This window comes from Roseateles sp. GW821-FHT09G09, from assembly GCF_059415965.1.
On record NZ_JBWKOG010000004.1, the window covers coordinates 412330 to 432760 of the forward strand.

Here is a 20431-nt window from a genome sequence, read left to right on the forward strand (position 1 = left end):
CACGCGCAGCGGTAAAGGTCCATGGGGACCGCAGTGGCCCGACGCGTCGAGGGGTTCGCGGCATCTGGCGCCCGGCGCCCGGCGTTCGATGCCGGGCGTCCGGGCGCCGCCGGATCAGGCGGCTGGCGGTGCGATGAGCGACAGCGCGGACGGCTGTTGCGCGGGCGTCGGTCCGCCGGAGCCCAGGCCGGTGCCCAGGCCGGCGCCCGGGCCGGTGGCCGCCCCGGGTGTCGCCATGGCCTGTGCCAGCTGGGCGCCCAGACGCGGAACATCGAGCGTGGTGTCCGGCGGCCCCGCCTGGACGATGTGCCGTTTCATCGCCAGGTAGAGGTCCCCCAATGACGCCTGGCGGTACCAGGCGGGCAGCGCCGAGGCGCGTGCGAGGCCGTCGGCCGTGCGGCACCCCATGGCGATCAGCGCCCGCGAGCGGTCGAGGTCGTAACCGGCCTGCCGGAAGCGATCCCGCCAGGTGGGCACGCCGGCCTCGGAGGTCTCGAAGCCCACCTCGGAGATCCATGTGCCGGCGGACAGCTCACCGTCGATGCCGCGCAGCCGGTAGCTCCGGTAGGGGATCGCATCGTCCAGCCAAACGTGGCGCAGCGTCCCCCCGGCGCTGACTTCGAAGGTATCCGACACGGGGGTCCAGCCGCCCTGCCGCGTCAGGGCCTCGACCCGCCAGCGTCCCGTGGCGGCGAGGCTCGGATCGAGCGCGAAGTCGTGCTGGATGTCCATGCTGAACCTGGACAACGCGACCGGGTGTCTGAAATCGAAGCGCACGGCCGCGACGTCGGCGTCCCGGTCGCGTGACAAGGACAGGCGCCCCAGCGCCGCGGGAGGGCGCCAGGCCTTGGCCTCGCCCCACCCGGCGTCGCCGTCCACCAGGTTCGAGGGCGTGCTGCGCCCGTACCCGTCGCTGCCCGGCACCGGTGCCTGCGTCACGGTGACCAGCTTCCTTTCCATGAGGGCATAGAGCGAGGAACGCTGGGAGAAGCCGGCCAGCCGGGCGGCAGGCCAATGCTTCTCGCGCTGGGAGGCCGGCTTCGGGGTCAACCAGCCGAACGTGCTCGCGGAGTCCCAGTACGAGGTCGGCTTCCGATCCTCGATCCGGTCCCACTTCCGGTCGAACGCCGTCCTAACGGACTGTTCCAGCTGCGACCGCTCGCCGTCGGTGAGCGCCGCGGGGGATTGCCCCTTGTCGTCGAGGACCGCACCGGGCACCAGGTCGTAGCTCACGCCCGCCTGCGGCGTGTCGTGCACGATGAAGTCGTTGCCGTTGGCGTCGAGCTTCAGATAACGCGTCACGACATAGCGGGGCACCGTCGTCGCGGGCGTCTTGAAGGCGTCCGAGGTGCTCACCTCGATCAGGCCGGTGCGATTGCCCGTGCTTTCGTAGTCGAAGCGGTGGACGTTGCCGATCACGAGCTCGCTCACCGTCACCTTCGCGTCCCAGAGCCGTCGCAGGACCGCGTGATCGACGACGCCCGCCTGCTGCATGCCGTCGATCCAGTCCTCGTCCAGCGTCACCTTCAACATCGCATCGGCCATCTGGTCCGCCACGTCGTCGGGCCGGCCCTTGGTCCGCAGCGCGAGCCGCAGCAGCGCCTCCGTGTGGTCCGACACGCGTCCGCCGGCCTGGGGCTTTCCCAGGAGCAGGCGGCTGAACTCCGCCAGCGCGTCCAGCGAGGCCGCGTCGCCGGGCGTCCCTGTCAGCGCGCCGGCGGCCCAGGTCTCGAACGCGTCGAGCGCCTGCGGCGACAGGTCCTCGCGCAGCACCTGGTGCTGGTAGATCCAGGGGCGCTGCCGGGCCGCCAGCAGGCGCAGCATCGCGCCGTGACGCGCGGCCGAGAGGGGGAAGTCCGACGGCGCGGCGGCGCCATCGTCCAGCACCGCGGCCGAGGGCCAGGTCTTGCCGTCGACCGAGGCGGCCAGCAGCGCGCGCATCCGCCGCAGCTGGCCGACCGAGGTCGAGCGGACGGCGTCGGCGATGGCGGCGGGCAGTCCGCTCAGGCGCAGGTAGGCCCGCACGGCCTCGACCGCGTGGACCCGCTCCGGCGGGGCGTGGTCGTCCCGGAGATCGCGCGCCAGATCGACGACCGCCTTCATCGTGCCGGCATCCCGGATGCCGGCCGCATCGAACGCCGCGGCGCGCAAGGCGTCTTCGGACAGTCCCGCCTGGCGCTGGCGGTCGATCGCCTCGCGCCAGGGCGCGTCCACGACCGGGGTGGGCCGCCAGGTCTGCCCATCGTCGCCGACCAGGTGCAGGTGCACGCTGCCGTCCCGCGGCGCGGGCGTGAGCAGATCCTTGAGGATCACGCGGCTGGCGCCGCCGTCGGTCTCGGCCACGAGGCTGCGCCCGATCCGCCGCATCGCCGTCGGCGGCGCGATGAACACGCCCCGCGGGGTCGGCGCCGTCGCCCAGGCCTCGTCCGGGCGGGTCAGGACGACATGGGTGCCCGGCAGCGTGGCCAGGACGTCGCCGTCCTCCGCGTCCGGGCCGTACACCATCACGCCGCTGTCGTGGATCAGCGGCAAGGCGTAGCGCACGCCGTCGATCGCCATCGACAGGTGGCGCGCCAGGGACTCCACCGCGTGGCGGCGCACGGTGACGCTGCCCTCCTCGAGGTCGATCACCAGATCGTCGCCGACGCGCCGCAGCCGCCGGGGGGCCGCGTCGAGCTGGAGGAAATCCCGCGTCGGCACGAGCGACAGGTTGTCGATCACCACCTCACGGCCGGCGCCCACGACGTAGGTGTCCGCGCCGTCGCTGCCGGTCAGGATCCTGGGCGAGTTCCTGCCGGCATCGACGGACGTCGCGTCGGGGCCCGACGGTGTCGACGTTGTCGGCGACGTGGTGGATGGGGTCGATGTGGTCGATGTGGGCACCACCGACGCCAGCGGCGCGACCGGCTTTGCGCGCGCCCCGTCCGCGACGACCTCGGATGCCGCGGTCCCTGATGCCGCGGTCTCTGATGCTGCGGACTCGGGTGCCGCAGCCTTGAGGGGACCTTCGTCCGCATCGAGGGCGGGCGAAGGGTGCTGCAGCTTCACGGCCGACCGCTGGTCCTTCTCCGAGCTGCCGCGCGCCCACAACGCCAGCTGGCCGTGCGACGCGGACCAGTCGCGCTCGCTGTAGCCGGGCAGCGTCACCCGCAGGGGCGTGTAGGCCGTCGACGCGTCCGCGGGCGGTGTCTCGACGAGCACGAGGTCGTGCCCGTCCCGGCGATACCGCAGCCGGTCGATGGGCACGTCCAGCGTGATGTCCATCGGCATGGCCGTGCGGGGACGCAGGCGGAAGTCGCCGCCGCCCGCGGCGAGGTGATGCCGCGTGTGACCGTGGTCGCCGGTCAAGGCCCGACGCGACCCGGGCGTGGACGCGTCGAGGAACAGGTGCTTGTCCAGCGTGGCGGACGGACGCACCGACGCATCCAGGCGTCGCGGATCGGTCAGCGTCAGATGGGTGTCCACCGCGTCCACGATGAACAGCTGGGCCGGGGTCGGGTGGGCGAAGAACCGTTCCAGCGTCAGCGTGCCCGCGCCGTTGCCGACGAGCAGCCGGTCGCCGTGTCGCTGGAAAGTGAGGGCCTCATGCGGCACATCGACCCGCAACAGCAGGTTGCCGGGGGTGTCCCCGATGAAATCGATGAAGGCGTCCACGCTGCCGGACCAGACGGCGGCATCGTCGGACGAGCTGGCGATGCGGTTGCCTCCGCGCAGGACATAGGTGTTGCGGCCGCCGCCGCCGGCGATGGCGGTCTGCAGGGCGCTCACGTCGAAGCGGTCGTCGCCGGGACCGCCGGTCACCTCGGCGACGATGGCGTTGCGGATGGTCACGCGCTCGATGTTGGACAGGGCGAGCGGGACGGGGTCGCCGCCGGGCTGTTCCGCGTCGTCCATGGTGAGGCTGAACCGATCGCGCGCCGCGTCATGGTGCAGCTTCACGTGCTGGCCCGTCGCGTCCACGTCGACCTCGTCCGGCCCGCCTTGTCCGTCGATGTCGGGGGTGGCGTCCGCGTCCAGCAGGAAGACATCCCGCCCGGCGCCGCCGCGGTAGCGGCCGGCGGCGCCTTGCAGCTCGAACAGCTGCGGCCGTTGCGGATCCGTGGTCGCCGACCGACCCAGGCGCCCGTCGTGGCGCAGATCGATCCAGGCCACGCCGTCGGGGGCGGGCTGGCCCTGCGGCGCGGGCGGGTCCGTGCGGTCGAAGGCGCCGAAGTCCTTGAGGAAGGAGCGCAGTCCGTCGGGCGTGGGTTGCTCCTGCAGCACGAAGGTGTAATCGGGATCCTGCTTCGGCATCCTGAACGTGGCATGGGCGATCTCGTGCGAGAGGCGGGGATACCGCGTCGATCCGTAGCCGGATTCGGCGAGCTGCTCGCCGCGGAAGGCCATGTAGTCCTGCCGCGCCTTGTCCAGCAGCTTGCCCTGGTTCGCGGCGGCGGTGGCGGCGTTCTTCTCGACCTCCGCCCGCCTCATCACGTCCGTCTCGATGCCGAAGAACTTGGCGACGCTGGCGCCGATCACGTCGCCCAGATCGGTCGACGGCCGGATGTAGTCGCCGTACTCGGCCGCCCACAGGAAGCAGCCGACGGCGCCGTTGACCGCGATCATCAGCAGGGCCAGCGGCAGCGCGGCGCCGGCGAGCACGCCGGCGGCCATGCCGAGCGCGGTGCCGGCCACCGCTTCCGCGCCGCCGGCCAACATCGTGGCGACCTGCGCGCCCGCCGATACCAGCGAGGTGGCGGTGAAGAAGGTCATCGTGGTGGTGTTGGCGATGAGGCTCTTGCCGGCATAGCTGTCCAGGCGCTGGCCGCTCTTGCGGAACTCCTCCCACTGCAGGCCGATCACGACCAGTCCGAGCGAGGCCAGGGCGATGTCGCCGCCCCCGCCTTGCAGCGTCTTCCCGATGCCGGAGAGCGCCGCGTCCAGCGCCCCCGAGGCGAGGCCCGACTCCGCCGACAGGCCCAGCGAGACCGGCAGCCCGCGTATCCATTCGCCGACCTTCACCGTCAACGGCGTGATCAGGACGCCGGCGGTCTGGGGCACCAGCAGCCCCTTCATCGTCGCGTCCATGTGGCGCCAGCCCTGCACGAGCTGGGCCGTGGCGATGACGGTGTTCAGCTGCCCGACGCCGTGACCTGCCGCGGCCTCGATGCGGTCGCCCAGGCCGGCCGCCAGGCTGCTGCGGACGTCCAGCGCCTTGTCCAGCAGGCGCTGTCCCGCCGGGCCCGCGCCCGCGCGCAGTTCCTCGAAGAGCGGGTCGGAAAGATGCAGCAGCGACGCGCCCGCGCGCATCAGCGCGCCGTCGTCGCCGCTCGCCATGAGCGCCTCCAGGCGCTGCTCCGCCAGCCGTGCCGTGCCGGTCGCGTCCACCTCCACGAGGCCGGCGCCGTGCAGCGCGCGCAGCGCGTCGTCCGTCGTGGTGCGCGAGATGCCGTCGAGGTCGAGCCGGTCCTCGGCCATCGTGCGGCGGATCAGGTCGTCCAGCTGGCGCTCATCCTGCGGACCTTCCGGCCCGAAGGTCGCCGCGCCGTCGGGCGCCGACTTGCCGGCGGCGCGACCGGCGGACGATGCCGCGAGCAGCTCGTGGGCCCGGACGGCGGCGCGCGCCTGTTCCGGCAGCGCCTCGAGCGCGCGCGCGAGATCGTCCGCGAGCTGGCGCACCTCGACGGGATCGCTGGCCACGCGGCGCATCCGGTCTTCGTCGATCCGGCCGTCGGCGTCGGTGAAGAGCTCGATCAAGGGCGTCGGCACCGCGCCGCCGAGGACGCTGTCGAACATCAGGCGGAGGTCCTTGGCCGGCCGCTGCCAGGGCCTGGTCGTCGGCTCGCCCGGCTCCGCATAACGGTCGACGACTGTCACCTCGCGGGTGATCGGATCCAGCGTCAGGCGCATGGTGTCGGCGGGCATGCGATGTCGCAGCACGCCGTTGCCCTTGGCGTCGAGACGTTCCGTCAGTTTCATGATCCGCGTGCCGCCGCTGACGGGATCCTGGAGTTCCGCGACGTGGACGTGCCCGGTCCGCGCCGTCACGTCGGCGCGGCTCGTCCAGCCCGGCCGGACCAGCGCCTTGATGAAGTCGACGGCGAAGGGCGTGCCCACCGACGGCGCCTGCAGGTCGCAGGCGACCAGGCTGACGCGGCGCAGCGTCGGGATGAGATCCGCCGGGCGATCGAAGAGCGCGTTGCGCAGCGCCTGCGCCAGCACCTCGGGACGCCATCCGCTGAGGCTCTGGCTTTCCCCCAGTTGCATGCCCGAATGGCCGACGACCTGGATGTCCACCTCGGTGCTCCCCGTCACGGCCGACAGCAGCTGTTCCCCGGCCAGCACGCCGATGCGCGGGCGGTCGAAGAGGGTCTCGGGCTGGCTCATCTGCAGCCATGCCGCGCTGTCGACCTGCTTCCTGGTGAGCAGCCAGGCGGCGATGCTGCTGTGGGCGTCGCCGTCCACCTGGACGATCAGTTTCAGCTTACGCAGCGGTCCCTGCGGGGGTGCGGGCGTGGGCAGGCTTTCCAGGCTCCGTTCCCAGGGATTGACCTCGGAGGAAAAGCGGTTCGGCGCGGAAGCGTCGCGAAGCGCTCGCAGCACGGAGTCCACGCCGTCGGGGTCGACGGCCCAGGCCGCCGTCCCGAAGGACTCCCTGCCGGACAGGGGACCGGCCCGTCGCCGGGCGACCACCTGCTCGTTCACACGGAATTCGCCGTTGCGCAGGCTCATGCTGCGAGGCAGCTCGCCCAAGGCCTGCGGCAGACGGGCGGGCAGGGCGGAGGAGGCCTGAAGGAGGCGCATGACCAGGGCCTCCGCGGTCCGGATGTCGACGTCCTGCCGGACCATGGCGGTCCGCTCGGTCGCGCCGTCCGATCGGTAGCTCGCCAGGGGGTCGACGGACAGCGTCGTGACGACCTGCGTCTGAGGGTGCTCCAGATGGATCAGCCCGTTGACGCGGTCCATCGATTGACGGACATGCGGCGCACGATCCAGCAGCGCCGCGAGCGGTCGCCCCTCCGGCAGCAGGTCCGCGGCCTCGGCGGAGTCGCCGGGCAGCTTGGCGGCCATCCACTTGCCGAAGGACGCCACCCGCGCGTCCAGCTGCTGCAGGGCCGCGCGGTGGATCTCCATCGCGTCGCTGAGCCGTTCGCTGTCCGCGAGCGGAAGATCCCGGAAGTGGGGCGCGAGCGATTCCGGATCGAGGGCGTCGCGATGCAGGGGGCGGTCGGCGCCGTTCGCCAGGAGTTCCTGCCGGAAGGTGTCGAAGGTCCATGCCGGCGCGTTGTGGCGTCGGATGCGCACCACCCGGCGGTGGAGGTCGTCGATCAACGCGTCGAGGGCCGTCCGTCCCGCAGGCGTCGAAGCGTTACGCTGCAGTGTCGCCAAGCGGTCGAGGGCCTCGGTGAGCGGGTTCGACAGGGACCGGGTCATGTACTCGAGGTTGGCCGCGGAACGGGCGCCCCAGACGAGCTCCCCATGATCGTCGAACTTCTCCAGATGACGGAATCCGGCCGCGACCAGGGGCTCGCTGAGCGGGGCGACCGTCACCGCCACGACGGTCGCGGCCGCGTCGGCGGTGGCGGGGCGGACCTCGAGATTGCCCAGCGCGTGCCATCCGTCGGCGATCGCGCGCGGCGCGGCCTGCGGGCTGTCGATGGACAGGGCCACGACATCGCGCAGTGCGCCGAGGTCGCGCAGATGAAAGAGCGCCGTGCGGGCGCGGAACAGTTCGATGTCCCGTTCGCCGGCCAGGCCCGAGGACACATCCACCGGGGACAGGTCCACGTAGAGCGCGCCGTCCGACGCCGCGGCGCCCACCGCGCCGATGAGCAGCGTGATGCGTCCGAGGATCCGGGAGGGGGTGGCCCGCAGTCTCCCGGTGCCGAGGAAGAGGCCGTCCCGGGCCGCGGCCAGTGCCTTCAGGAAGAGGTCGGTCGACTTGCCGATCCGGGCGGGGCTGCCGGCGATCCGGTCCAGCACCGCCTGCGCATGGGGCGAGCCGTTCGCGCGGGCGAGCCAGGCGCGGGAGACGTCCGCGGCCTCCTCGCCGCGGGTCAGGTGACCGATGCGCTCATAGGCGCGGCGCAACGGCGTCGCGTCGCCGAGCAGCCCCTGCGAGAGGTCGTCGGCGATGGCCTGCAGCAAGGTCAGTCGTTCGATGTCGTCCTCGGGCAGGCCGTAGCGGGCCATCAGCAGGGACAGGACCTCGTCGGACAGGGCGAGGGCATCGGACCGGTGCATCGCGAACGCGGGCGGCGGCTCGTCCGGCGGCAGTTGCGCGAGCACCGCCAGGACCAGCCTCACGCGCCTGGCCTGGTCGGCGAGCTGCCGCCCGGTGAGCTGCCGGGAGCGCGCCGCGGCGGCTTCCGCAGCGCCTTCCGTATCGCCGTCCTCGGCGCCCGCCGTAGCGCCTTTCGTAGCGCCCTTCGTAGCACCCTTCGTGTCGCCGACGAGGGACCGGCTCCCCGCCGTCTCGATCGGTCGCCCCTGGCCGCCCCCGGGATACTTGTCCTGGCGATGCACCTCGCCGTTCTCCATCCAGAACTGCCAGGTGACGCCCGCCGCCTGGCGGACGTCCTGTCCTTTCTGGTCGGTCCGGGTGAAGAAATGGTCGTCGCCGCCGTTGCCGTTGCCGTTGGTGCTCGAGGCGTCGGACAGCTGGTGGACCAGCAGGTCCGAGTAGACGGTCGTGCGCATGCCCGGCGCCGCCCATCCCGCCGTGTCGGCGGCTTGCGCGAAGGCGCGGCCGAAGCTGCCTGCCGCCGTCGGCGTTTCCAGCGCGCAGCTCAGGATCCGGGTGCCTTCGACCTTCGTCGTCACACCGGGGCGCAAGGCCGCGAGCAGGCGGTCGATCGAGGTGGCGATCCCCTCGGGGGTGTAGCTCGCCAGGCGCGTGGCCTTGGTCGCGGGATCCACCTGGCCATGACCGCCGAGGATCAGGCGGACAGGGCGCTTCCCGAGGAGGGTGTCGTTGAGCAGTTCGCGCCCGTGGCGCACGGTCCAGGAGCCGTCCTCCGCCAGCCGGACCAGGACCACGCCCCGAGCGTACTTGCGGGACAAGGTGTCGCCCATCTGGGCGATCACCCGGTCGTCCTGCAGGGCGACGTAGATCCTCAGGAGGTCGGGGTCCCGCACGGCGCGCGGGTCGAAGGCCGGGACGAGATTGCCGCCGGGTCGCACCGCTTCATCGTCGGTGGGGAGCGCGTGCTTCCACGCCGACGCCGGTCGAAGGGTCGAAGACGCGGCGTCCCGCGCGCGGGGAACGACGCGCAGGAGCCGGCGCTGGGCGGTGTCGTCAATCGTCCAGCGGCCATTCCCGTCGCTGCGGGCCACCTGCAGCGAGCCCGCCTTGAACCCGTCCGGCCCGATGGACAGGGCGGTGGGCCAGGTCCGGGCGGGCGTGTCCGCCAGCCCGCTCAGGCGCAGCAGCCGGGCGAGGGTCAGGAGTTGCCGGTCCTGCGCGGCGCGGACGTCGGCGGCGGCGTTCTCGGGCAAGGGGGAAAAGCGGATCACGGTGTCCGGCTCTCCTGCCTTCTCGGAGGCCACCCGGAGCGTGCCCTCGGCCCGGTCCAGACGGGACCGCCCGCCGTTGCCGATGCCGATGTCGAGGCCGACGGCGGCCAGCGCCTCCTCGGCGGATTGCGCAGGAGGCAGGGGCGCGAGATCGGGGAAGAGCGACTGCAGAGGGTCGTCACTCGACCAGGACAGCCCGTCGTCCATCGGCGTCCACCGCGGGTCGATCCGTCGCGACACTGCGCTGCTGGTGAAGCGGATCTCGCCGATCACCCCCTGGCGGGCCAGCTCGCTCAACGCGCGGTAGGACTGCTTCAGGGCGTCGATGTGGCCGGTGCCCTCGGGCGTCGGGCGCGCCAGGCCCTGCTCGATCCGATCGAGGTCGATCAGGAAGGGCGTGCGCTTCAGACCGCTACGCAGGGCTTCGCGCAACAAGCGCAGGCCGGTCGCCCGACGGTGGTGTTCCGGGTCCACCAGCAAGCCGGAGACCAGGACCTTTTCCGCCGTGTCGAGGAAGTCGAGGTAGAGCGCCGTCGACGCGCGGATCGTGCGCGACGACTCGGCCCCACCGGCCGTGAGCGGCAACTGCGGGTTCTCGCCGGTCAACGAGCCCAGGATGGTGTCGTAGGCGTCCGGGAACCGGCCGTCCAGGAGCGCCTCGCCGTCCTGGCGCAGGCGGCGCAGCAGCCGGACATTGCGCAACATCGGCCACCGCAGCAGGAGCTCGTCGAACATCTTTCCGCGCATGTACGCCGAAGGGCCTCGACCTGCCTCCGCCGCGGGGCTTGCGACACCCTCGGACAGCGCGCGCGTGAGCGCGTCATGGATGTACCGGATCAGGCCGCGCTCCGGGACGGGATCGGCGGCCGCGGAGGACGCGCCGGCGTCCCCGCCGTCGTGCTTCGATGCCTCGTCGTTGAGATACGCCATCCAGCTGATGAGATGGGTCGTGTCGCTCAACGGATCTTCCAGCGCCATCGTGGCGGAGTAGCTTGCGTCCGCGGTGCCGGCCATGGCCGGCGAGAAGGACCCGTTGCCGGCCTTGGCCGGCGTGAAGGACCCGGTCGCGGCCGACAGCCGCGGATGGTCGAAGCTGGCGAGGAGCCGGCCGACGGTCCCGCGATGGATCGTCCATCGACCGTCAGCCGACGCGCGCGCCAGGACGTTGGCGCCGGCCCTGAACTCGTCCGGGTCCAGCCACATGGTTTCAGGCCAGCGGTCCACGGTTTCCGCCGTCAGACCGCTGAGCTGGAGCAGCCGGGCCAGCGTGCGCAGCTGCTGCGCCTGCTCGGCGAGGCGGACAGGCGAGCCCTCGGGCGGGGGCGCGAAGTGGATCACCGACCGGCGCGCGTTGGGCCCGTCGTGGGGCACCCAGAGCGTGCCGTGCTCGGGGGACACCAGGTAGCGGCGTTGTCCGAAGAGGGCCTTCAAGGTCTCCGTCGGCTGTGCCGCAAGCGGGGTAGGCGGGGCGGGCAGGTCGGGCAGGAGCCCGTGCATCTGGTCCTCGCGCGACCAGGACCACCGCGCGTCCAGCGGCGTCCAGGACGGGGCGGCGGCTCGTCGTGCCGGGTCGCTGCTGATGAAGCGGATCGGACCGATCGTTCCCTCGCGCGAGAGTTCCGCCAAGGCGGGATAGCTCAGCGTCAGGGCCTCGATGCGTCCCGATGCCGCGGGCGTCGACGAGGCGAGATCGTGCCGGACCCGATCGACGTCGATCAGGAAGGGCGTGTCGCCCAGGCCGCTCGCCATGGCGGACCGCATCCCTCGCAGCGCCGCGGCCGTGCGCCACGGCGTCGACGTGATCGCCGGGTTCGCCTCGATCAGCGCGGCCATCCCGTCCAGGAAGTCCAGATACAGGCGGGTCGAGCGCCGGATCGATCGCGCCGGCATCAGCGCCGATCGCGCCGTCTCGTCGATGCGCAGACGATCGATGTCGCCGAACGGGCCCGCGGGCAGGTCCACGATGCCGTCGCCCTGGCCGTCGAGGAGCAACGCCGCGCGCAACGCGCCGCGACCGTGGCCGGGCCGGCCGGCCAGGAGCGCTTCGCCGGCGTCCGTCAGCGCGCGCCGCATGGCGGGCTGGTCGACGACCGGCCAGTCCGTGGCGAGCAGACGGAACAACTGCTCGCGTGCCGCGGTCCAGACGCGCGAACGCTCGGGCGTCCAGGGCTCGGACGTGCCCGCCGGGAGCGCGGGGGCCAGCGCCTGATGGAGCACGTCCAGCAGGCCGTGCTCGGGCGCCGCCGCGTGACTGTCGCCGCCGCGGGGGAGCGGCCCGACCGCCTTCGCCGCGCCGCCGTCGTCCCCCAGGATCGCCGCGTGCAAGTCGACGATGGCGTTGCTGTCGACGTTACGGGCGTCGAAGACCGTCTGCTCGAGCCGTGCGGCCATGGCAATGGCGCCCGCCCGGTGCTGGCCGTGGAACAGCGCCGAATTCTGCTCCTCCGCCATCCAGTCCATCAGGCTCGCCAGCCGGATCCAGGCGCCGGCTTCGTCGGGGAGCTGCCGCAGCACGCGCTGGAACGACTCGGCGTCGAGTGTCAGGCCGGTGTGCGCGGGCAGGAACTCGCCCCGCCTGAAGTCGCCCGCGGCGAGCCGGTCGGGCAGCGACCTGCCGTTGACGCGGGCGCCGAGGGCGTTCAGGAACGACGCAGGAATGTCCGTGCCGCGGATCGAGACGATGCGGCCGGCCAGCGACTCGTCCGTCCAGCGCCACAAGGACCGGTCATTGATCTGCCCGGGTTCCGCCGCGGCCAGCCGTTGGCGCAGGTCCTGCAACAGCTGGTCCTGCTCCAGCGGATCCGAGGCGATGCGCTGGAGGCGCACCTCGTCGACCTGCCCGTCGCCGTCCGTGAACAGCGCCTGAAGGACTTCCGGGGGGCGTGCGTCGAGCGCGGGATCGTAGACCGCGAGGGACTGCTCGATCGCGGCCAGCAGGCTGTGCGCCTGGGTGGCCCCGTCGTCCAGGGCCGTGTCCAGCGCGGTGATGGTCTCCGCGGTGGGCAGCACGGTCGGCACGCCCTGCGCGTGCTTGGGGGTCGCCGCCTGCGGCGGCGCGCCGGGCACATGCCGGGTCACGAACGCGCCGTCCGCCGCGTGGCGCATCGCGCGCAGCGGGCCTTCGCCCAACGTCCAGCGCTGGGTCAGTCCGTCGGACTTCGGATCGTCGACCGGGAAGAGTACCTGGCCCTGGAAGGACGTGACCTCGTAGGCCTGCGACGGCTGGAAGCCGGCGACGAAGTCCTGGACGAAGCGGTTCGGCGGACGGTCCGCCTGCAGGTCGCAGGCCAGCAGGGTGACCTTGCCGAAGACGGGACGTCCGAGGCCGAGCTGCTCGGAGAGGCTGGCCTCGACGCGTGCCGACAGGGCCGATCCGTCGTAGCCGCTCAGGCGCTGGCCGGCCCGGTCCCGGCTCCCCTGGCCGACGATGACCAGCTTGATCCGGTCGCCGGCCCAGGTCGTGCCGATCAGCTCGCCGCCGGCCACGATCCGGTCCCTGCCCAGGCGGTCCGCCTGCAGCCACAGCACGCCGCCCTGGGACCTGGCACGACCGGCCTGCCGGAGGCTGGCTTCGAAGGCCCTCGGCGAGTCATCCATCTGCAGGACCACGCGCTGCATCGTCATGCGCGGGTGCTTGCCGGCGCGTCGGGGCGCGATCACCTGGTCCTTCAGCGCCTGCCAGTCGTTGGACGCCTCCTTCCTGGCGGTGAGCTCGTTGCGCCACTGCGCGAGCGGCCGGTCGAGCAGCGACGTGACAGGCGTGCCGCCCGACGGGGGGCCGCCGGCGTCGGCCTGGGCGACCGGAACGGCGCCGAGGGTCCCTGCGGCATCGGGGCCCGGACCGGACGGGGGAATATCCAGGCGACGGGCCAGCAGTTCGCCGGAACCGGACCGCATCTCTCCCGCGCTGTAGCTCAGGTCCCGGGGCAGGGTCTCGAGGGTCGAGGGCTGGCCGCGGGCGAAGTCCCGGGTGATCAGCGCATCCACGGTCCGCAGCGCGTCGTCCAGTCGCCGGTGGGCCGCCGCGTCGCGTCCGGACGCCGCGCCCAGGCGCCAGACGGCGGTGGTGCCGCCCTGGCTCAGGCGGACGACGCCCGCGTCGCGATCCAATCGCTGCGACACGTCCGGCGCGATCCGTCGCAGCAGCGGCAGGGGCACGGCGTCGTCCACGGCGGGCATCGTGCCCCGACCGAACGCGGCCTGCCGGGCCGGCGTCGCCGCCTCGGCGGCAGCGGCTTGCGCGATGGCGACCAACCGGTCCGCGTAGTCGCGCACCGAGTCGTCGATCCGGTCATCCCGGTGGATGTCGTCGCGCAGGGCTTGCGCGTCGGCCCTGCGTCGCTGCCAGGCGGCGGCGCTCATGCCGGCGGGGCGGTCGGCCGGCGGCTGGCCCCCGAGCGCTCCCAGCTCGTCGGCGACCGTGTCGGCCCAGTTGTCGAGCCGGTTGGCGGCCAGCCGATCGGCCCGGCCCGGCCAGTTGCGGGCGTTGAGCTCGTCGGCGAAGTCCTCCCAGGGTTGGACCAGGTCCTTGACATTCAGCCGCTCGACCTTTCCGGAGGCCGGATCGACGACGGCGGTCGGCCAGTACTCGGCCATCATGTCCCGTTGCGTCGTCCAGCGCTGGCCGTCGAAGACCCACCCCGCCCCCGAGTCGTCGTTGGGCACGCGCGTGGCGACGTGGCGCACGGGGCCGATGACGCCGGTGGCCGTCATCAGCCGGAGCTGATCGCGCAGGGCCAGCACCAGGCCGCAATACCTCGTGGCCGCGGGATCGCGGGCGTAGCCGCGATCCAGCGCGGTCCGCATCGACTCGAAGTCCAGGGTGAGCGGGGTGCCATTGGCGGCCGAGCTCAGCAGGTCGGCGTAGAAGCCGGCCAGGGTCCGTCCCGGCAGGCTGCGGGCCGCCGCCTGGCCGTCGCCCGGCTGATCGGCGAGGAAGGCGTTGGCGCGGTCCATCAGCAGGCGCAGGTGCAGGGACGCCTGTCGATGCACGGCAGCGGGATCCTGATGACGCTTCATCGCGCACAGCAGGTCATACGCCCGACGCAAGGTGGGGACCGAGGCGTCGAGGATCCCGGCGAGGAGGGTCTCGGCCACGGGACGCATCGCCGACGTGCGGCGGCTCGCGACCGTGCGCTCGTCGAAGCGGCGCAGGCCGAAGGCCTCGACGAGGGCGTCCTTCTCGGCGTCGGTCCCGCCGTCCGGCGCGGGCCAGGAGGCCATGGCCGTCTGCAGCAGCGCGGTGATCACTTCGACGCGGCCGGCGCCGTCCCCCGGCATCGGCCGCGCGCCGCCGGGCACCGCCGGCGTGTCCTGCCCGAATCGCCATCCGGACGACGTGCTGCGGGCGATGACCTGCCGCCCGTCGGAGAGTGCCGCCGCGTTGAAGGTGAGCTCAGCCGGCAGTGCGTTCAGGTCCGCGCCATCGGCGCGCGCGACATGGGCCGAGACGAGCAGGTCGAGCTGGCGGAGCCGCCCGTCCAGGTCGGGCAGCCCGCTGCCCGTCGCCTCCGGAGGGAGCACCAGCAGCGCGTGGCCGCGGACTCCCGCGGAGGTCCATGCCAGGCGCACGGTGCCGGCCTGCCGGTCCAGGGTCTGGCGCAGCCCGGGGGACATCGCGGCCAGGGTGCGCAGCGGCCGGGTGTCGTCGAGGGCCGCCAGGGGGGGCTGCGGGAGCGGCTTGCGCTCCTGCAGGCCGGTGGTGGGCTCGAACACCCAGCGGGCCCGCAGGTCGCGCATGTCGTCGGTCGACAGGAACTCGGTCCCGGTGGCGCGCCAGGTCGCGCCGGCGCGCGGCGTGTCGGACGTCCACAAGACCTCGCCGATCAGCCCCGCGCGGTCCAGTTGCCGCAGGCGCTCGTACAGCGTCAGGGTGACGCCGACGGCCGCGTCCTCGGCGAGGGAGCGGTTGTGCAGCGGGGCGAAGTTCATCTCATCCAGGACCAGCTTGAGCGCCGTGCCCGGCGCGGCGTCGACGGCCATCAGATAGAGGTCGGCCAGCGTCTGGGAGGTCTCGGCCCGGTACTCCCCGTTCACCGATCGGAGGCCGTCCCAGGCCAGACGCTTGAGCGCCGTGTAGTGCGCCGAGGCTTGCGCCAGAAGCTCGGGCGTGCGTCGTCGCGCCGGATCGACCGCGTCGAGCAGGGCCAGATAGGCGTCGCGCAGGCGCAGCGGCGAGCCGCCGATCAACCCGTCCAGCAGGGGGGCGGCGCCCGCGTCCAGCGAGGCCGCCGGCAACTTCCTGGCGCGGGCCGAGGCCGCGTGGCGCAGGCGCGGCAGCAGGCGCGCGCGCAGCGCCTCGGCGTTGGCGAGCGACAGCCCCCAGTCGGCGGTGTCCACCTCCAAGGCCGCCGCGATCGTGGCGGCGCGCTGCTCGATCGTCAGGGCCCCGGCGGGGTCCGGCGACCAGCGCGGCCGTGCAGGGCGCGCATCCGGTTCCGGGCGCACGGTCGACGCCGTGTCCGAGGACGATTCGCTGGACGTCACGGCGTCCGAGTCCGAGTCCGAGCTCGCGTCCGAATCCGAATCCGAATCCGAGTTCGAGTTCGAGTTGGAGTTGGAGCCTGAATCCGAATCCGACGAGGAAGGCAAAGGCGAAGGTGAAGGCGGATCGCTGGCCGACGACGACTCCGAATCACTGGCCGACCTTGAGTCCGACAGCGACGAGCTCGTCGATGACGCATCGTTCGGTCGCCTCGCATCGGACGGCGGCGTCGAGCTGACCGTCGAACTGGCCGTCGAGGTGTCGTCGTCGATGCGCGCCAGGCGCGCGGTGACGACGCCGTCGATCTCGAGCATGCCGTCGACCCACCGCACCTGGGCGGGCATCGCGCCCAGCGATTGCCCGTCGGCGCTCACATGGTCACGGGCGATCCAGATGTCCATCTGGCGCAGGGCGTCGTCCTGGCGGGCCTGCATCGCCGGATCCACAGGATCCGCCGGATCGCCCAGCGCCGGGACCCGCCAGGACCGCTTGTCCTGCGCGTTCACCGTGAGTTCGACGACCCCGGTGGCGCGATCCAGGTGCTGTTCCATCCCGGGCGCCAGGGCGGCCAGCAGGGGCAGGGGCCGCGTGTCCGTCACCGGGCTCAGCGCGTGCCAGCCGAGCGCGGACTGCCGCACCCAGCCGGAGACCGACTGGTCCAGGAAGCCGTTCATCAGGCGCTCGAGCCGGGCGCAGGCATCGAGGAGGTCCGGCGTCGCGGCGGGGTCCGCGCGCAGGGAGGCCAGGAGCGCGGCCATCGCCGTGCTTCGGCGCTGCCAGGCGGCCTCGCCGATGACGATCCCGCGTTCCGGCAGCGGGCGTGCGGCCAGGCCGGCGAGGTCGTCGACGATGGCCTGCCCGAAACCGGCCAGGCGCGCGCGCGCCTTCGCCTCGCGCGAGCCGGGCCGCCCGGTGCCGGTGGACGTGGACGTGGACGTGGACGTGACGAAGCGCTTCCAGGGGTCGCTCAGGGCGCGGATGAGCACGTCATCCCGCAGACGCGAGACCCGCTCGTCGATGGGATCGAAGAAGAAGCCCGCCAGCAGGCGCGCCGCGCCGGCGGCACTGGTTTCATAACCGCCGTCGGCCACACCTCGCCAGTGGACGCCCTCGTCCTTGATGTCGGTCCGCAAGGACGCCGCCATGAAGCGCAGCGGACCGATCACTTCGGTTTCGCTCAGCAGCCGGAGCCGGTCCAGCGCGGCCAGCCTCAGCCCGGCGTCGATGCGCAGGGCGCGGCTCGCGCCGGCTTCGCGCGCGTCGATCAGGGGATCGAGCCGGACCACGAACGGCCGGTCGGGACCGGTCGCCTCGAGCGCCTCGACGAAGAAGGCCGCGAGCGCCCGGCCGCGCACCGTGCGTGTCTCGGCGGTGGCATCGGGATGACCCGCGAGGAGCTCGCCGATCTCGTCGACGAGGCCCTGGAAGGATCGGGTCGCGCGTGCGCCCGCGCCGGCGTCGCCCTGATCCTGGCGCTCGGCCTCGAGCAGCGCGGCGTAGACCCGCCCCATCTGCAACGGCCCCTCGTCCAGGATGGCGTCGAACAACTGCGCCGCCAGTTGCCGCAAGGCGGCGGACGCCAGCGGCGCCTCGACGTTCGACAGGGACAGGCGGTCGAGGGCCTGGCGCAGGTCGGACCTGAGCGGCGTGGGCAGCGACGCGTCGTCGGGCCACGAGGCGGTGAGCTGGTCCAGCGTGTGCGCGATCACCGAGGCGCGGCCGACCTCGTTCGACGCCCCTGCCCCCCGCGATCGGGCCAGCGCCGTCGCGTCGACGGCCTTGTCGACGGCTTGGTCGCCGCCCGGTTCTTCGGCGGCGGCCGATGTCGACGCCGCGGGCTGGCGCAGGGCATCGATGTAGGACTCGGCGAATGCCTTCGACGCCTGGGCGGTGGCATCGTCGACGAGCCCGTCCATGAGCGAGAGCACGTTGTCCTTCAGCGTGGTGAGCGCCTCGAGCGCCCGCGCCGCCACCCTGGCGGCATCGCCGCCCCCCGCGACGAAGACCGTCAGCAGCGAGCGGTGGGCCTCGTTGAGCGGCACGAACGAGCCGTCGAACATGCCGGTGACCACGTGCGCCGCCGCCTCGTCCAGGTGTCGCGCCGACATGTCGTCGAGGTGGCTCGCCGAAGCGCCCGATGCGGCTTGTCGGATCTGGAGGCCGGGACCATAGAGGTTGCGGGCGACACGTCCGAGCGCGACGCCCAGGCGGTGTTTGGTCTCGGCGGTCGTCGCGACGCGGGGCTGCGCATCGACGCGCTTCTCCTGAAGCGCCAGGGCGATCGACGTCGCGCGTCGATCGAGGTCCCAGAGCGTCTTCTCGGCGGCGTAGAGCGCAGCGAGCGGCGATGCGCTCCGGGCACCGGCGGTGTCGCCCATCAGGCGGATGATCATGTCATCGCTCAGCGGCACGTCCTCGCCCGCGCCGCCCTCCGGATACTTGTCGGAGCGCCGCACCTCGCCGTCCTCGATCCAGTACTGCCAGGTCTTGCCGGCGGCCTTGCGCTGGGGCGCCACCCCCTGGTTCGTTTCGGAGAGGATGGTCGAGAGGCCGAGGCGGGGGTACTCGGAGACGAGCATGGTCTCCGCATACACGGTGGTCCGCATGTCCGGCAGCGCCCATCCCTGCGCCGCCGCCGACCTGGCAAACGTCGCGCCGAAGCGCTCCGTGTAGACCGGCGACTCCAGCGCACATCCCAGCAACCGGGTACGCGCGACCTCCGTCATCACGCCGGGATGGCGTTGCTTGAGGGCCTTGAGCAGCCGACCGATCGAGCCGCTCAGCACGTCGGGTCGATACCCGGCCAGGAGCGCCTGCTTCGTGCGCGGGTCCATCGTGCCGTGACCGTGCACGATCAGCTGGATCGGCCGCGCCGGTGTGTCGTTGCCGATGGGGTGGAGCAGGGGCTCGCCGGAACGGATCTTCCAGCTCCCGTCCGCCGCCAGTCGGATCCAGACCATGCCCCCCCGGTCCGCGTACTGCCGCAGGAGGTGGCGGCCGGCCCAGTCCATGGTCTCCTCGTTTTCGAGCGCGACGAACAGTCGCAGCTCGCGCGAGGCCGGGCCGGTGGTCGACGAGGTCTCGGGGAGGGGCGACGGGGACTGCGACGTCGTCGACGGCAGATCGATGTGATCGGCCCAACGGTCGACGGGCCCGTCGCGCCGGGCGACCTGGGTCCGGGCGAGCGCGTTGAGGGCGTGATGAGCGGCCACCGGGTCGATGGACCATCGTCCCGTCGGATCGGCACTGGCGAGCACCAGACTGCCGGCCTTGAATGCTTGCGCGTCGATCGACAGGGTCTCGGGCCAGGTGTCCGGGCTGGTCGCCGCCAGACCCGTGAGCCGGAGCAGGCGCTCCAGGGTCAGCAGCAGTGCGTTCTGTGCGCCGACGGTGTCGGCCGTCGCGACGGGGAACAGGATCGTCGTCCCGACGCCGTTGGGCACGGCGGAGGACAGCGTCAGTCGCCCCTGCGTGCGCGACAGCGTCCAGCGATCGTTGCCGATCTTCCACCGGGAGAAGAGACCGGGCAGGACCTCTTCGGCGGTGGGCGGGGACGGGAGCCGGGACATGTCGGGCATGAGCGCCCGCATGAGCGTCTGCGTGGGCGCTTCTCCGGTCCGGGACCAGTCGCCGACCCAGGGTTGCCAATCCGCTCCCGTCCGCGTGGCGGGATCGCTGCTGATGGCATGGAGCGGTCCGATCGCGCCCTGGCGGGCGAGTTGCTCCAGCACGGGATAGAGCTTCTTCAGGGCCTGGACGCGGCCGGTGGCCTCGGCGGAGCCGGTGCTGCCCAGGTCGCGCCGGAGCCGGTCGACGTCGATCACGAAGGGGGATCCGCCCAGGCCGCTGGCCAGGGCCGCGCGGAACAGCCGCAGCCTCGCCGCCTTGCCGTAGGCATTCAGCGACTCCTGCGGGGCGGCCTCGATCCGCTGCGCCAACAGGTCGAGGAAGCGCAGGATGAAGGCCGTCGATTGCTGGATCCTGATCGACGGCGCGGAGGACGATCGCAGGGTGTCATCGACCTGGCGGGGGTCGATCTCCCCGAACGGGCCGGCAGGCAGGTCGACGAGCTGCTCGGTCTTCGCGACGACGAAGGCCCCGGGCATCGCCAGCAGGCCCTTCGCCATGGGGAGGCGGCCCTGGGCGATCCGGGTGCCGATCTCCACCAGGTTGGACTTCCATTCGCTGTCCTTGGAGGTCGGCAGATCCGTGGTCAGGCGGTTCAGCTGCGTCCGCAGCGCCTGGGAGATCGGGGGCGTGTCGTCGACCCAGTTCTCCGTGGAGAAGTCCAGCGCATCGATCAGGACGGTGAGCAGGCCGGTCTCGGTCTCGGGCGCACGGGCGATGAGACGGCCAGGTTCGTGACCGGCTTTGGAATCGGACGTGAGGATCGGCATGGCACGGCATTCATGGTGAGAGAAGAACCCTCTCAGTCATGTGACGCGGCGCCGC

1 protein-coding gene is annotated in these 20431 nt (G+C 72.6%); it reads right to left on the reverse strand.

Annotated elements, in window-relative coordinates; all coding sequences use genetic code 11:
• Positions 1-114: 114 nt before the first annotated feature.
• Positions 115-20376, reverse strand: a complete 20262-nt coding sequence (locus AC07O8_RS13290; protein ID WP_495048470.1) for a C80 family cysteine peptidase — start codon at positions 20374-20376, stop codon at positions 115-117.
• Between the last annotated feature and the right edge of the window lie 55 nt (positions 20377-20431).

Bases quoted from the DNA above. Each gene is read 5' to 3' on its own strand.
- AC07O8_RS13290 (WP_495048470.1), bottom strand. From the start codon at position 20,376: ATGCCGATCCTCACGTCCGATTCCAAAGCCGGTCACGAACCTGGCCGT.